Below are 14,377 nucleotides of genomic sequence, written 5' to 3'. Positions count from 1 at the left end.
GGTACTCGTCTGAGTGATCTCACCCGGTCAACGGACGGACCCGGGTAAAGGTTCCACCAAGTGACGCCGGCCCGCGCCCTCCTGCGCCCCGCGCCCCCGGCGCCTACGCTGCCCGCATGACCTCTGCCGCCGCCCGTGCCGCGCTGGACCTCACCGCCGGTCTCCCGGTCCCGGAGCTGGAGGACTTCTACCGGGACCTGCACCGCCACCCCGAGCTGTCGTTCGAGGAGCACCGCACGGCGGCCCGGCTCGCCGAGCGGCTGACGGCGGCCGGTTTCGAGACCGCCGAGGGCATCGCCGGCACCGGTGTCGCGGGCGTCCTGCGCAACGGCGACGGCCCGACCGTCCTGCTGCGCGCCGACATGGACGCGCTGCCGGTCGAGGAGCGCACCGGACTGCCGTACGCCTCGCGGACGCCCGGGGTGATGCACGCCTGCGGGCACGACCTGCACGTGACCTGGCTGGCGGGGGCGGCGAGGGCGCTCGCGGACGGCCGGGACGCCTGGTCCGGGACGCTGGTCCTGGTGGGCCAGCCCGCCGAGGAGGCCGGCGGGGGAGCGGCCGCGATGGTCGCCGACGGCCTCTACGACCGGGTCCCGCGCCCCGACGTGCTGCTGGGCCAGCACGCGGTACCGGGCCCGGCGGGCCTGTACGCGCACGTGCCGGGGCTGATCATGTCGGCGACGACGGACGTCGAGATCGTGGTGCACGGCCGGGGCGGGCACGGCTCCCGGCCCGAGACGACCGTCGACCCCGTCGTCACGGCCGCCTACGTCGTCACCCGGCTCCAGACGGTCGTCAGCCGGGAGATCAGGCCGCGCGAGCCGGCCGTACTGACCGTGGGCCGGATCGAGGCCGGCACCGCCCCCAACATCATCCCCGCCACCGCCCGCATCTCCCTCAACCTGCGCACCCAGTCGGAGGCGGTCCGGGAGCGGATGGTGGCCGCGATCCGCCGGATCGCCGAGGGCGAGTGCCGTGCCGCCGGCTGCCCGCGCGAACCGGAGGTGACCGTCGGCGGTTCGTTCCCGCTCACGGTCAACGACCCGGAGACCGACCACCGGATCGCCGCCGTGCACCGCGAGGTCTTCGGCACCGACACCGTCTTCGACTCCGGCCCGGCGATGGGCAGCGAGGACTTCTCGAAGCTCGCGCTCGGCGAACTCCCCTACTCCTACTGGTTCGTGACCTGCACCCCGGCCGCGACCTGGGACGCGGCGCCGGGCGCGGACCTGCTGGAGAAGTCCGACGCCGTCCCCAGCAACCACAGCCCGCACTTCGCCCCGGACCTGTCGACGGTGGCGCCGGGGGTGCGGACGCTCGTGTCGGGGGCGCTCGCGATGCTCGGCTAGAACGGGGTGGCCTGCAACTCCCGCAACTGCTTGCGCACGTTCTCCAGGGCGCCGGGGCGGCGGCCCGGGACGCGGGTGCGCAACTGGGCGAGCAGCGTGCCGAGTTCCTGGGCCCGGGACTTGTCGCGAACCTGGCCCCACTGGTGGTGGGCCCGGTCGACGGCCCGCTCCACACCCGGCGAGTCCGGGGCCTGCCCGGCGGTCAACCGGGTCTCGGCCACCGTCAGCCAGATCCGGCAGCTGCGCGCCGGGTCCCTGGCGAACATCGCGAGGTCCGCCCGGACTTCGGACCAGTGCAGCGCCTGCTCGGAGGCCGGACCGTGGGCCCGGGCGGCGGCCTGCTCGTGCGCCGCGGCGAGGGCGTCGGCCTCCTGGTGGCGACCGGCCTGGACGGCGGCGGTCACCTGGACGTGGGGGTCCTGCGGCCGGGGAGGGGCGGTCACCGCCTGCGGGGACCGGTCGGCTCCCACGGGCCCCGCACCCACCGGCCCGCCCGGCACCTGGGCACCCGGCACCCGGGGCGCGAACACCGGAACCGGCGGCACGGAAGGCGCCACACCCCCGTACGCCTCGGGGCGGTGGGGCGGAACGGCGGCCGCCTGCGGGGACCGGCCCACGCCCACCGGCCCGCCCGGCACCCGGGCACCCGGCACCCCGGACACGGTCAGCACCAGGTCGCCGTACGCCTCGGGGCCCAGCCTGGTGAACGCCTGCTGGTGCAGCTGCTCGACCGGCGGACGCCACCCGCTGCGCAGGATCGTCGCGATCGTCTTCATGTACGCCGGCGCCGCCACGGTACGACGGGAGGGCGGAGGCGCGATCCGCCCGAACACCGTGTTGTTGCGGCCGGAGTCGAGCGCGTGCGTCCGCAGCCACCCCCAGCTGTCGGCGTCGGCGTGCAGGTCGAGGAAGAGGGTGGTCGAGCCCGGCGACCGCAGCCGGAACTCCTCACGGATCCACTGCCAGGGCAGCGCGGTGTAGCGCACGGTGGCCGCGGTGGTGCGGGCCAGCGCCAGATGGGGCAGGTGCTGTCGGCGGTCCAGGGCGAGCTGACCGGTGACGAACACGGTGAGCGGGCCCGGGGTGGCCGCGACGGCCCGCAGCCGGGTGAGGACGGCCTGGGGCTCCAGCGGGTCGGCGAGTTCGACGACGGTGGCGGTGTCGGTGCCGGAGAGCACGGCCGGCGGCACGGCCGCGAGGACGGGCAGCACGGACGCCGCGTCCACCAGGCGGCCCCTGCCCACAGGTGAGGCGGCGAGCAGCAGCACGGTTCCGGGCATCGGTCCCTCCCCATCCCCCGTCGATCACGTACGGCAGCACGGTAACCGCTGCGGCTGCGAAGGGGAGTTCTCAGGACGGCAAACGTCCCTTTCCTGCCCCCTCGTCGGCCCTGCGCACCGCGAAGACCGTGGTGTCGTCGAGGAGCCGCCCGCCGCAGTGCCCGAGGGTGCCGTCGCGGACGAGGGCCACCAGGCGGCGGGGTTCGGCGGTGCGCGGGTCGGCGGCGAGGGCGCGGGCCACCTCGTCGGCGAGGGGGTAGAACTCCCCGGTGCCGTCGCGGGCCTCGGTGACACCGTCGCTGGTCAGGAGGACGGTCTCGCCGGCATCGAGGGGGACCCGGTGGACGGGCGGCGGGCCGTCGGCGGTCAGGGTGGCCAGGCCCAGCGGGAGTCCGTCGGCGGCGAGCAGCGGCCGCACCCCCGACGGGCCGACCACGAGCGGCGGTTCGTGGCCGAAGACCACGGCCTCCACCAGACCGGTGTCGGCCTCGGGGAAGCCGAGCAGGACGGCGGTGGCGAAACGGTCGCCGTCGTCGCGGCCGAGCGCGGTGACGTGCACGCCGTGCCGGAGCACCCGGATCTCCAGCCGCTCGGCGACCGTCGCCAGGTCCGGTTCGTGGTAGGCCGCCTCACGGAACGTGCCGAGCAGCGCGGCCGCCGCCTCGACCGCGCCGAGCCCCTTGCCCTGGACGTCCCCGACGAGCACGCGGGTGCCGTGCGGGCCGGGCTGGATGTCGTAGAAGTCGCCGCCGACGCGGGCCTCGCTGTCCGCCGCGAGATACACCTCCGCGTGCTCCAGGCCGCCCCACACCGCCGGGAGCGGGCGCAGCACGGTACGGCGGGTGGTGGCGGCGACGTCCCGCATGTGCAGCATGCTGCGCTCGCCGCGCAGGCGTACCACGCAGGCCAGCAGGGCGAGGACGCCGCCGACCGCGACCAGGATGAAGTCGGGCAGGCCCGACCGGTACTGGTGCGGCCAGGCCCCGTCGGCGACGACATAGGTGACCAGGGCGAGCACGGCGAAGACGGCCGTGCCGAGGACGCCGCAGATCGCGGCCGCGATACCGGGCACCAGGACGACCCAGGAGATCATCCGGAACTGGGCGCCCGTGTTGAGGTCGATCACGGTGATCGCGACCAGCAGCAGGAGCGGCGGCACCCAGGCGACACTGCGGCCGCGCACGCGGAGCACCTGTCCCCGGCCGACACCGCTCATGGGGCCAGCGAAACACGCGGCATCCTCCGCCGCCATCCGACTTGCCCCCGCCCCCGCGCAGGTGTGCTCTGGTAGTCGGGGGCGGATCGGGGTGGAACGAGAGGAGTGCTCTCATGGCTCACGCGGCACCCGCGGGCGGGTTCGCCCGGACACCCGATGTGTTCAGCGCCAAGGTGCACACGGCCGCCAGGTACGGCATCCCGGTGGTGCTCGGTCTGGTCTACGGCTACTGGGCGGCCGCGAACCGCCGGGACGGCGGCCCGATCACCGGCTGGAACGTGCTGTTCGGCTGTGTCACGGCCCTGGCGTTCATCGTGCTGTGCATCGCCGTGGCGACGTTCGCGCCGCTGCTGAAGCGGGAACTGCACTCGGCCGTGAAGTCCGGCTTCGCCGGGGCGGCCGTCGGGTTCCTGTACAGCCAGACGGGCGAGAGCGTGCTGCGCTCGACGGCCCTGGGGCTGGCGGTCGCCGCCGGGATCTTCGTGGTGTTCTTCTACCGCTACTACACGCACGAGGACGGCGAGGGCAACCGGATCAGGTAGCAAAGGTGCGCGGACCCCGGGCCGGGACACGACGGGGTCCGCACCCGTTCGGGTGAACCCGGCACCGCAGGGGCGCAGTACACGGCTCCACGGCTCGCGCGGCCACCGCCGGCGGTCTTGCCTGGAGGGGTGACCTGCCGTGTCCGCGACGCCCTGTCGGCCGCCCTGATCGCCCTGGCCTGTCTCCTCGTGCCCTTCGGCGCGCTGGCCGCCTGGGCGGCGTACGGCCTCGCCGACACGGGCCGGTACGTCACGGCGATGGCACCGCTCGCCGCCGACCCGGCCGTGCGGGACAGCGTCGCGGACGCGGTCGCGGGCGAGGTCGGCGAACCGGTACGGCCCTTCGTGCGCTCGCTGACCCGGACCCCGGCCTTCGGCACCGCGTGGGACGCGGGCAACCGGGCCGTCCACCGGGCGGTGCTGCGGGCCGTCCGGGAGGGCGGCCACCACGAGGTGACCGTCGACATCGCCCCGATCGCCGCCCGGGTGGAGCACCGGGTCACCCTGCCCCGCACCGAGGTCGCCGTGCTCCCGGCGCCCGCCCTCGACCGTCTCCGGAAGGGCTACGACGTGCTCGAAGTCGCCGGTTTCTGGCTGCCCGTCACGGCCGCCGCCCTCGCCGTCGCCGGTATCGCCGTCGCCGCCTGCCGCCGCCGCGCGCTCACCGCGACCGCGCTCGGCACCGCGCTCGGCGGCGCGCTCCTCGGCCTCGCCGTCGCCGTCGGCCGCCGTATGACCCTGACCGACCTGGCCGACCCGGTGCGCCGCCCGGCCGCCGGTGCCGTCTACGACGCCCTGACCGGCACGCTGCGCACGGTCTCCTGGCTGCTGGTGGCGGTCGGCCTCGCGGTCGCCGCGGCCTGCTGGATCACCGGCCGGTACGGCTCGCTGCGAGCCCGGCGAGCGTCCGCAGGGCCCGTTCCAGATCCGGCACAGCGGCCGAGGCGAGCCCGAGCCTGACCGCGTCCGGGGTGCGGTTGGGGTCGACGGCGAAGGCGGGCCCGGGCGTCAGGGCGATGCCGAGCGCCGCGGCGGCGGCCGTGAAGGTGTCCGCCCGCCAGGGGGCCGGGAGGTCCCACCAGGCGTAGTAGGCGCGCGGATCGGACCGGACGGCGAACCCGTCCAGGCACCGGGCGAGCACCCGCTGCCGGTGCGCCGCGTCGGCCCGCTTCGCCTGGACCAGTCGTGCCACGGTCCCGTCCACCGTCCACCGCGCGGCCGCCTCCAGCGCGAACCGCCCGGCACTCCACCCCCCGGAGCGCACGGCGTCGGCCACCGCGTCGGCCCGCCCTTCCGGTACGACGAGGAAGCCGACGGTGAGTCCGGGCGCGACCCTCTTGGACAGGCCGTCGACGACGTGGGTGAGGGCGGGGGCGTGCGCGGCGAAGGGGTCGTCCGCCTCCGCCAGGAACGACCAGATGCGGTCCTCCACGACGGGGACGCCCAGGTCGGTCACGGTGTCCGCGAGTCGCCGCCTGCGTCCCGGGCTCATGGTGACGGACGTCGGATTGTGCAGGGTCGGCTGCACGTAGAGGGCCGACAGCGGGGCGGCGCGGTGGGCGGCGGCCACCGACTCGGGGCGCAGACCGTCCTCGTCGGTGGCCAGCGGCACCGGGGTGATGCCGAGCCGGGCCGCGATCTCCTTGACGACGGGATACGTCAGTTCCTCCACGCCGACCCGGCCGCCCGGCCGCACCAGGGAGGCGAGGGCGGCGGCGACGGACTGGCGGGCGTTGCCCGTGAACAGGATCCGGGACGGGTCGGGGCGCCAGCCGGGGGTGGTGAGGAGGGCGGCGACGGCGTCGCGGGCGGCCGGGGTCCCGGTGGCGGCGGCCGGGCGCAGGGCCTCGGTCAGCACGTCGGGGCGCAGCAGGGGCGCGAGGGTGTCGGCGAGCAGCTCGGACTGGCCTTCGGCGCAGGGGTAGTTGAGCTCCAGGTTGACGGGGGTCCCGGCGTCCTCGATGAGCCCCTTGCCGGGCCGCCCGGGTGCGGTGGCCTTCACGAAGGTGCCGCGCCCGACCTCGCCGACGACCAGGCCCCGCCGTACGAGTTCGCCGTACGCCCGCTCCGCCGTGGACGCGGCGATCCCGTGCCGGCGTGCGAACTTCCGCTGCGGGGGAAGGCGTTCGCCCGGCCGGAGCCGTCCGGTGGTGATGTCGGCGGCGATGCGGTCGGCGATGCGCCGGTAGTCGTGCACGGGGCCCCCTGTCTGCACCGAGCTTGATTGCACTGAGGGCAAAGATTTTATTGCACCGAGCAAGCGGGCCGACCTAGGGTCGGCGGCATGACGGCGATCCCCCTGGTCCTGGTGCACGGCCACCCCTTCGACCACACGATGTGGCGCCCGCAGATCGAGGCGTTCTCCGCCTCCCGCCGCGTCCTCGCCCCGGACCTGCGCGGCTACGGCCCGGCCCGGCCGCCCGCCGAGGTCGACCGCTTCGAGCGCTTCGCACGGGACATCGAGGCGCTGCTGGACGAACACGGCGTACCGGAGTGCGTGCTGGCGGGCCTGTCCATGGGCGGCCAGGTCGTCATGGACTGCTACCGGCTCTTCCCCGAGCGGATCCGGGCCCTGGTCCTCGCCGACACCTTCCCGGCGGCGGAGACCCCCGAGGGCGTGCGGGCCCGGCACGCCACGGCGGACCGGCTGGAGCGCGAGGGCATGCGCGGCTACGCCGACGAGGTGCTGGAGAAGATGGTCGCGCCGTCCGCCGCCCCCGAGATCAAGGCGCACGTCCACGGCATGATGACGGCCACCCGCCCGGCGTCCGCGGCGGCGGCCCTGCGCGCCCGTGCCGCCCGCCCCGACTACCGCGAGCTGCTGACCCGGGTCGCGGTCCCGGTGCTGGTGCTGGTGGGCGCCGACGACACCTACACGCCGGTCGCCGACGCCGAGGCCATGCACGCGGCGCTCCCCCAGTCGCGGCTGCACGTCTTCGAGGGCGCGGCGCACCTGCCGAACCTGGAACGTGCGGCGGAGTTCAACGCCGTGCTCGGGGAGTTCCTGGCGAAGGCCGACGCCCGCTCGTAGGCTCGGGACGGTGACCCGCCGAAGGCTCGGTACCTGGACCGCCGCCCTGCTCTTCGCCACCGTGAGCGTCGTCCTCGGATGCCGGCTCGCCGACACGGACGGCGTCACGCCCGTCCCGCAGCTCCTCGCCTTCCTGCCCTGGCTGCTCGCGCCCGCCGGGGCGGGCCTGGCCCTCGCCCTGCTCGCCCGCTGGTGGCCCGGGACGATCTGGGCGGCCGTCGTCCTCGGGCTGCTGGCGTGGTTCATCGCCCCGTACGGGCAGGGCGGCGAGCCGGACGGGCGGGTGCTCGCCTCCTTCCGCGTCATGACCTCGAACGTCGAGTTCGGGCGGGCCACCGGCGCCCTCGTCACCGCCGTCCGCGAGGAGAGGCCGGACATCGTGTTCGTCGAGGAGTGCGACCACGGCTGCTCGGCCGCCCTGCGGCGGTCCCTTGCCGTCAGCCATCCGTACCGGCGGTCCGTGGAGGGCGCCGGCTCGACGGGGTCCGTCGTCCTCAGCCGCTTCCCCCTGGAGCCCGCCGCCGGGATCCGGGACAGCACCATGGGCATGCCCGGGGCGGTCGCCGACGTGCGCGGTCACGCCGTACGGCTCCAGCTCGCGCATCCGATGCCCCCGCTGCCGGGCCAACTCGACGTGTGGCGGCGGGAGCTGGGGGAGCTGCGGGACTACGCCGCCGCCACCGGCTCCCCCACCGTCCTGGCCGGCGACTTCAACGCCTCCCAGGACCACGCGGCCTTCCGCGCGATCCTCGACACCGGACTGCGCGACGCGGCCCGGCTCGCGGGATCGGACCGCACCCCGACCTGGCCGGCCCGCACCGCCCCGGCGATCGGCGCGCAGATCGACCACGTGCTGGTGTCGGCGGACTTCTCCGCGCGCGAGGCCCGTTTCCTGGACCTGGCGGACACCGACCACCGCGCCCTGCTGGTGGACATCGCGCTGCACGGGCCCGGCTGACCCGGATGTTCATAATGGCCCCATGTCCCGCATCGGCCTCACCCCGCCCGACTGGCTGGTCCGGAACCTCCGATCGCAACCGTCCCCCGTCAATCGGCCCGCCGTGGCCCGCGCGGCGATCGCGATGACCCTCCCCCTGGTGATCGGCCTCGCGGTGGACCGGCCCCTGTACGGCGCCCTCGCCTCCATGGGCGCCCTGTCCGGAGTCATCGGCGACACCGCGGACGCGTACCGCATGCGCATCCTCAACATCGCCGTCCCCCAGCTGTTCGGCGCCGTCGGCGTCACCCTCGGAGCGCTGGTGTACGGCCACGGCTGGACCGCGGTCCTCGCGGTCACCGGGGTCGCCCTGGTCTCCGGGATGATCTCCACGATCGGCGCGGTCGCCTCCGTCTCGGGACTGCTCCTGCTGCTGAACTCCGTGGTGGGCGCGGGGCTTCCGATGCCGGGCGACTGGTGGACGGCCCCGCTGCTGATGACCGGCGGCGGACTGCTCGTCCTGCTGCTGGCCCTGCTCGCCTGGCCGCTCAGGTCCGGGGTGCCGGAGCGGACGGCGGTCGCGGACACCTACCGGGCGGTGGCCGACCTGATGGCCGCCTGCGGCCGCACGGAGTACGACGAGGCACGGCACGCCGTCACCCAGTCCCTGAACCAGTCCTACGACCTCGTTCTCGCCCGGCGCGCCCGCCACCACGGACGCAGCCCCGAACTGACCCGGCTGCTGGCGCAGTTGAACGCGATCACACCGGTGGTGGAGGCGGCCCCCGCGGCCCACCTGTCCGGCCGGCCGCTGGCACCGGAGATCCCGGAGGCGGTCCGCCATCTCGCCCAGGCGGTGGCGACGGGGTACACGGGACCGACCGGACTGCGTCTGCCGGTCCCGGTGTCGGAGACCGCCCGGGCCGTCGACCACGCCCTGCGCCACGCGGCCGAGGTCGTCGCCGCGCCGGACGTGGACCCGAGCGGCATCGACGACCGTCTGGGCCGGCCGGCCGCGCTCGGCGTCCGGGCCGCCCGCGCGGCGCGCAACGTGGCCCTGTCGGGGGTGTCGTGGCGGTACGGCCTGCGGCTGGCCCTGTGCATCGGGCTGGCCCAGGCGCTGGTCTCGATCGTCCCCGTGCCGCGCTCCTACTGGGTGGCCCTGACGATCACCTTCGTGCTGAAACCGGACTTCGGCTCGGTGTTCTCGCGGGCCCTGCTGCGGGCGCTGGGCACGGTGGCCGGACTGGTGGTCGCGGCGGCGGTGCTCTCACAGGTGCCGCGCGGGTGGTGGGACGTGCCGGCGATGCTGCTGCTGGCCCCGCTGATCCCGGCCCTCACCCCGCGGGGCTACGGCTACCAGACGGCCGCGATCACCCCGGTGATCCTGCTCCTGTCGGACGTCCTCAACCACCAGGGCACGGCCCTGCTGATGCCCCGGCTGCTGGACTCCCTGATGGGCTGCGCGATCGCCCTGGTCGCGGGCTACCTGCTGTGGCCGGAGAGCTGGCACACCCGGGTGGGCGACCGCCTGGCGGACGCGGTGGGCGACACGGCGGCCTACGTCGAGTCGGCCTTCCTCGCCGGCACCGAACCGTCGGCCCGCGCCCGCATGCGCCGCCGCCTCTACCGCGACCTCTCCGCCATCCGTACCGAGTTCCAGCGCGCGCTGACCGAACCGCCGCCCACCGGACGCCGGGCCGCGGCCTGGTGGCCGCTGGTCGTCGCGGTGGAACGCATCGTGGACGCGACGACGGCGGCACGGGTCCGGGTGCGGCACGGGGCGCAGCCCCCGTCCCCCGCCGAGGTGGCCCAGGTGACCCTCCAGCTCAGGGAGTTGGCGCAGGGACTGCGGGAGGCGGAGACCCTCTACGAGGTCCGCACCGACCTCACCGGGCCCGCGGGCAGTGTGCTGGAGCCGGTGCGCCAGGAGGTGGCGGCGGCCCGGGCCGTCACCTCACCGCGCTGACCGGCGGCGTGCCGGTGCGGGCCGCCCTCTCGTGGTGGGCGGCCCGCACCGGGGTGGGGGGTGGCGGCTAACGGGCTGACTTCTGAAGGGCCTTGTCCATCGCCGCGGCCAGGCCGTTCGCCCAGAGCCGGTTCACCCGGCTGCGCTCGGTGGAGTTGGGGACGGCGTTGGTGCAGGACGGGCCGGGACCGCCGCCCGACATCAGCTCGCTGCACGGACCGGAGTAGTGGTCCGGCAGGCCGAGCACGTGCCCGGTCTCGTGGGCGGTGACCCGGGTCGAGTCGTACTGCTGGTTCTGCCGGTAGTCCAGGAAGATGTAGCCGCTGCCGTGACCGTCGGTCGACGCGTAGGAACCGCGCGAGTCGTTGCCCTCGCGGTAGGAGAAGTCGGCGTTCGACGCCGAGCCCGCCTGGAGTCTGACGTTGGTCACCGAGCTGTTCCATATCTGGGCGCTGCGGCTTATCTGGGCGCTGAACGAGGGCGCCCGGGAGGCGTCGTAGACGACGGTGACGGCTGCGGCGGCGGTCGGGTTCGCGGCCCGCTTCTCGGCCACGGACCTCAGGACGGCCTGGAAGAAGGCCTCGCTGGTGTCGGTCGTCGCGGCCGCGGTGTAGCCGGCCTTCGGCGCGGGGGCCGGTGCGGCGGTCGCGGGAACCGCTGTGGCCAGCGCGGCCGTTGCCAGGCCGAGGGCGGCCGCTGTCGCGGTGAGGGCAGAGGTGTGCTTGCGCATCGAGACTCCTTGGTGGGGGTGAGTCGTCGATGTGAGTGTCGGTGCCGGTGCGGTGGCTGTGATGATGCCAACACGTGATAGCGCGGCCCTATCACGGGCGTTCGGCACCCCTGGTGCAACCCCTGCCCCCGCCTTACCCTCCGATCGCATGGACCTTGAGGTGAGACACCTCCGCGCGCTGGTGGCCATAGCCGACACCGGCAGCCTGCACCGGGCCGCCCGTCAGCTGGGCGTCGCCCAGCCGTCGCTGAGCACCCAGTTGCGCCGGATCGAACAGGCGCTGGGCGGTGCGCTGTTCGTGCGCGCGCGGTCCGGCTGCCGCCCGACCCCGCTGGGGCGGCTGGTGCTCAGCCGGGCCCGCCCCCTGGTGGCCGAGATGCGCTCCCTGGTGGCCGACGCCCGCGCGGCCGCGACGGGCGGACCGCAGCTCCGGGTCGGCTCCACCGCGAGCCGGGCCCTGTCGGGCTGGCTGCGCCGACTGCGCGCCCGCGGCCAGGACCCCACCCTCCACATGAACGTCTCCCCCAACGCCCTGCTGCGGATGGTCGCCGACGGCCAGCTCGACGTGGCGTTCGTGCACGAGGTGGAGGGCTGCCCGCTGCACATCCCGCGCGAGCTGTGCCTGCGGGTCCTGGTCGAACGCGAGCCGCAGTTCGTGTCGCTGCCCGCGGACCATCCGGCGGCCGCGAAGCCGGTGGTGGCCCTGTCCGACCTGGCCGGAGACCGCTGGATGATCGACCCCACGGTCGACGGCGAGTGGGACGCCGTGCAGCGCATGTTCCGCGCGGCCGGCGTCAACCCCGTGGTGCTGCACGGGGATTACCACACGGCCGACGCCCTGGTCGCCACCGGCGAGGTCGTCACCGTCTGCCAGCCGACCCGGGTGCCCCGCCCCGACATGGCGGTACGACGGCTGCACGGCGACCCGCTGGGCGTACGGCTCCTGCTCGCGGCCCGCACCGAGACGGACCTGGACGGGGTCCGTCCCGCGCTGGAGGAGGCGTACTGGGAGAGCGCGCGGCAGGCGCCGGCGTACCGGGAATGGCTGGAAGAGGACGGCCGCCGGGAGCGGCGACCGGCGGTTCCGGCCATTCCCTGAACGGGGACGGGCCGCCGCCGCGGCTCAGACGCCGATGTCCTCGCCGTCCTCGCGCCACACGGCCACGACGGCCGGCCGCACGATCTTCCCGGGTCCGTCGGGCCAGGTGCTCGCCGGCTTCTCCACCGTCGCCCCGCTGATCTCCCCTGGATGCTGCACCGCTACCAGCACCCGCCGGTCCTGCACCAGCGGACCGCAGGTCTCGGCCCCGGTCGGCACCGTCAGGAACTGCTTCAGCTCGCCGCGCCGCTCACCCCTGGTGGCGACCCCGAACAGGCCGTCGTGCGAACCGAGCTGGTTGCCGTCGGTGGAGATCCACAGGTTGCCGTGCGGGTCGAAGGCCACGTTGTCCGGGCAGGAGATGGGGCTGACGTCGTCCTTCGGGAAACCCGCGAAGTAGGTCGCGGGGTCCTCCGGGTCACCGGCGACGAGGAACAGCGTCCAGGCGAACCTCGTGCTGTCGGCCCGGTTCCAGCGCTCGGTGAGCTCCAGGATGTGCCCGTGCTTGTTGGCGTTGCGGGGGTTGGCCTCGTCGGCGGGGGCATTCGCGCCCACACCCCGGTTGGTGTTGTTCGTCAGGGCCACGTACACCTTGCCGGTGCGCGGGTTGGGCTCGATGTCCTCGGGCCGGTCCATCCTGGTCGCCCCGACCCTGTCCCCGGCCAGCCGCGTGAAGACGAACACCTCGTCGGCGCTCATGCCCTCGACGTGCGACACGGCCCCCTTCGCCGTCGCGGTGGCCAGCGGGATCCACTCCCCGCTGCCGTCGAACTCCCCGTCGGCGGGCAGCTTGCCGGTCCCGTCGATCTCGATGGCGGGGGAGTCGCCGGTGAGCCGGGCCACGTAGAGCGTCCCCTCGTCGAGCAGCGAGAGGTTGTGCTCCCGCACGGCCCGCGAGGAGCCCTTCCTCATCCGCTTGCTGCCGACGAACTTGTAGAAGTAGTCGAACCGCTCGTCGTCCCCGGAGTACACGACCGGCCGCCCGTCGTGCGTGAGCCGCACGGTCGCGCCCTCGTGCTTGAACCGGCCGAGCGCGGTGTGCTTGCGGGGCACGGAGGCGGGGTCGTAGGGGTCGAGCTCGACGACGTACCCGAAGCGGTGGACCTCGTTGGGCTCCTGGGCGACGTCGAACCGCTTGTCGAACCGCTCCCACTTGCGCTCGCTGGCGCCCGTCCCGATCCCGTACCGCTTGTCCGTCGCCCGGCTGGCGTTCGCGAAGTACTGGTTGAAGTTCTCCTCGCCGTGGAGGGTGGTGCCCCACGGGGTGGTGCCGCCGGAGCAGTTGTTGAGCGTGCCGAGGACCCTGCGGCCGGTCGGGTCGGCGGAGGTCTTCAGCAGGTCCGAGCCCGCGGCGGGCCCGGTCAGCCGGAACTCGGTGGTGGCGGTGACCCGCCGGTTCAGGTGGTGCCGGGGTACGACGGTGAGCGCGCCGTTCCTCCGGTTCTCCTCCACGACCACGGCGGACAGGCCGTGCGCGGCCCAGGCGATCTCGACCTGCTCGCGGGTGGGGGCGGCGGCGTCGTAGCCGCGGAACATCAGGACCTCGTCGGTGTACTCGTGGTTCGCGACGAGCACCTGCCTGTTCTTCTCCCCGGGCAGCGGCAGCAGGGCGAGGAAGTCGTTGTTGTACCCGAACTGGCCGGCCTGGGCGGCGGCGGTCTGCTTCTCCGGGTCGAAGGCGGGGGCGCCGCGCAGGATGGGCTCGCCCCAGCGGACGACGACGTTCTGCGCGTGGCCGGCCGGGACGGTCACGGTGTCGTCGGTGTTGGGTGCGACGGGGGTGAACCGCAGTCCGCGGGCGGCCCTGCCCCGGGGTTTCCGCCCGGCCTCGGTCCGCGCGGCGGCCTCCGCCGACGGAGCAGCCTCCGCCGGCGGAGCGGCGAGGACCGTGCCCGCGGTGCCGGCCGCGGCGGCGACGGTCACGACGGCGGCGGCGCGCATCATCGAGCGGCGGCTGAGCGCGGTGGCGATGACATCACCGACGTACGGGTTGGAGGAGGTGTTGGGCGCCGGGTGGAAACAGGCGTCACCACACCGGAAACGGCAGGTCAGGGCGGACCGCCCCCCGGGATGCGACGCGTTCGGCCCATGGGTGGTGCTGATCAACGGCAACTGTGTGCGCACTTTTGCTCTCCCCTTGCTTCCCCTTGAAGCTCGCGTGACGGACGGTATGCGCGCGTTTGTGCGAGAGCGGGGCGGGGCGGTGAACGGTGAATGAACC

At 74.7% G+C, this 14,377-nt stretch carries 12 protein-coding genes; 7 read left to right on the top strand and 5 right to left on the bottom strand.

The window, feature by feature from the left end:
- The first annotated feature begins 116 nt into the window (after positions 1 to 116).
- Positions 117 to 1,352: an amidohydrolase gene (locus ACIQJT_RS17220; protein WP_365453279.1), complete on the top strand. Its 1,236-nt coding sequence runs from the start codon at positions 117 to 119 to the stop codon at positions 1,350 to 1,352.
- Here the strand turns inward: ACIQJT_RS17220 and ACIQJT_RS17215 are convergent.
- Together ACIQJT_RS17215 and ACIQJT_RS17210 are read right to left on the bottom strand one after the other, a co-directional pair.
- Positions 1,349 to 2,632, bottom strand: a complete 1,284-nt coding sequence (locus ACIQJT_RS17215; protein ID WP_402644221.1) for a hypothetical protein — start codon at positions 2,630 to 2,632, stop codon at positions 1,349 to 1,351. The genes ACIQJT_RS17220 and ACIQJT_RS17215 overlap by 4 nt on opposite strands.
- Positions 2,633 to 2,702: 70 nt before the next feature.
- Positions 2,703 to 3,848: a PP2C family protein-serine/threonine phosphatase gene (locus tag ACIQJT_RS17210; RefSeq protein WP_365453273.1), complete on the bottom strand. Its 1,146-nt coding sequence runs from the start codon at positions 3,846 to 3,848 to the stop codon at positions 2,703 to 2,705.
- Positions 3,849 to 3,961: 113 nt separating this feature from the next.
- On the opposite strand from ACIQJT_RS17210, the gene ACIQJT_RS17205 reads away from it, so the two are divergent.
- Positions 3,962 to 4,390: a hypothetical protein gene (locus ACIQJT_RS17205; protein ID WP_402644218.1), complete on the top strand. Its 429-nt coding sequence runs from the start codon at positions 3,962 to 3,964 to the stop codon at positions 4,388 to 4,390.
- Positions 4,391 to 4,519: 129 nt separating this feature from the next.
- Complete coding sequence (locus ACIQJT_RS17200) at positions 4,520 to 5,350, top strand: hypothetical protein (protein WP_365453267.1); 831 nt, start codon at positions 4,520 to 4,522, stop codon at positions 5,348 to 5,350.
- Here ACIQJT_RS17200 and ACIQJT_RS17195 read toward each other — a convergent pair.
- Positions 5,259 to 6,587 (bottom strand): PLP-dependent aminotransferase family protein, encoded by a 1,329-nt coding sequence (locus ACIQJT_RS17195; protein ID WP_402644216.1) that lies wholly within the window; start codon positions 6,585 to 6,587, stop codon positions 5,259 to 5,261. The two genes, ACIQJT_RS17200 and ACIQJT_RS17195, sit on opposite strands and share 92 nt — an antisense overlap.
- 87 nt (positions 6,588 to 6,674) lie before the next feature.
- Here ACIQJT_RS17195 and ACIQJT_RS17190 point away from each other — a divergent pair, with 87 nt between their 5' ends.
- Genes ACIQJT_RS17190 through ACIQJT_RS17180 form a run of 3 tightly spaced genes read left to right on the top strand, consistent with a single transcriptional unit; the run spans position 6,675 to position 10,327 of the window.
- Positions 6,675 to 7,421 (top strand): alpha/beta fold hydrolase, encoded by a 747-nt coding sequence (locus ACIQJT_RS17190; protein ID WP_402644214.1) that lies wholly within the window; start codon positions 6,675 to 6,677, stop codon positions 7,419 to 7,421.
- Positions 7,422 to 7,431: 10 nt separating this feature from the next.
- Positions 7,432 to 8,379: an endonuclease/exonuclease/phosphatase family protein gene (locus tag ACIQJT_RS17185; protein ID WP_365453258.1), complete on the top strand. Its 948-nt coding sequence runs from the start codon at positions 7,432 to 7,434 to the stop codon at positions 8,377 to 8,379.
- Positions 8,380 to 8,401: 22 nt separating this feature from the next.
- The gene (locus tag ACIQJT_RS17180) at positions 8,402 to 10,327 is read left to right on the top strand and encodes an FUSC family protein (protein WP_402644211.1); all 1,926 of its coding nucleotides are present in this window, start codon (positions 8,402 to 8,404) and stop codon (positions 10,325 to 10,327) included.
- A 67-nt stretch (positions 10,328 to 10,394) separates the two neighbouring features.
- Here the strand turns inward: ACIQJT_RS17180 and snpA are convergent, their stop codons facing one another.
- The gene (gene snpA, locus ACIQJT_RS17175; protein ID WP_053850067.1) at positions 10,395 to 11,057 is read right to left on the bottom strand and encodes a snapalysin; all 663 of its coding nucleotides are present in this window, start codon (positions 11,055 to 11,057) and stop codon (positions 10,395 to 10,397) included.
- A 148-nt stretch (positions 11,058 to 11,205) separates the two neighbouring features.
- On the opposite strand from snpA, the gene ACIQJT_RS17170 reads away from it, so the two are divergent.
- A complete protein-coding gene (locus tag ACIQJT_RS17170; RefSeq protein WP_365453251.1) occupies positions 11,206 to 12,156 on the top strand; it encodes a LysR family transcriptional regulator in 951 nt (316 codons plus the stop codon).
- A 24-nt stretch (positions 12,157 to 12,180) separates the two neighbouring features.
- On the opposite strand, the gene ACIQJT_RS17165 is transcribed toward ACIQJT_RS17170, so the two are convergent.
- Positions 12,181 to 14,280, bottom strand: a complete 2,100-nt coding sequence (locus tag ACIQJT_RS17165) for a PhoX family protein (RefSeq protein WP_402644206.1) — start codon at positions 14,278 to 14,280, stop codon at positions 12,181 to 12,183.
- Positions 14,281 to 14,377: the final 97 nt, after the last annotated feature.

It is taken from the genome of Streptomyces sp. NPDC091972, from assembly GCF_044756385.1.
GTDB lineage: Bacteria > Actinomycetota > Actinomycetes > Streptomycetales > Streptomycetaceae > Streptomyces.
Note: the sequence above shows the minus strand (reverse complement) of the source record. Positions and strands in the feature narration are given on the sequence as shown.

Coding starts and splice junctions, on each gene's coding strand:
- ACIQJT_RS17220 (WP_365453279.1), top strand. CDS start 117: ATGACCTCTGCCGCCGCCCGTGCCGCGCTGGACCTCACCGCCGGTCTC.
- ACIQJT_RS17215 (WP_402644221.1), bottom strand. CDS start 2,632: ATGCCCGGAACCGTGCTGCTGCTCGCCGCCTCACCTGTGGGCAGGGGC.
- ACIQJT_RS17210 (WP_365453273.1), bottom strand. CDS start 3,848: ATGAGCGGTGTCGGCCGGGGACAGGTGCTCCGCGTGCGCGGCCGCAGT.
- ACIQJT_RS17205 (WP_402644218.1), top strand. CDS start 3,962: ATGGCTCACGCGGCACCCGCGGGCGGGTTCGCCCGGACACCCGATGTG.
- ACIQJT_RS17190 (WP_402644214.1), top strand. CDS start 6,675: ATGACGGCGATCCCCCTGGTCCTGGTGCACGGCCACCCCTTCGACCAC.
- ACIQJT_RS17180 (WP_402644211.1), top strand. CDS start 8,402: ATGTCCCGCATCGGCCTCACCCCGCCCGACTGGCTGGTCCGGAACCTC.
- snpA (WP_053850067.1), bottom strand. CDS start 11,057: ATGCGCAAGCACACCTCTGCCCTCACCGCGACAGCGGCCGCCCTCGGC.
- ACIQJT_RS17170 (WP_365453251.1), top strand. CDS start 11,206: ATGGACCTTGAGGTGAGACACCTCCGCGCGCTGGTGGCCATAGCCGAC.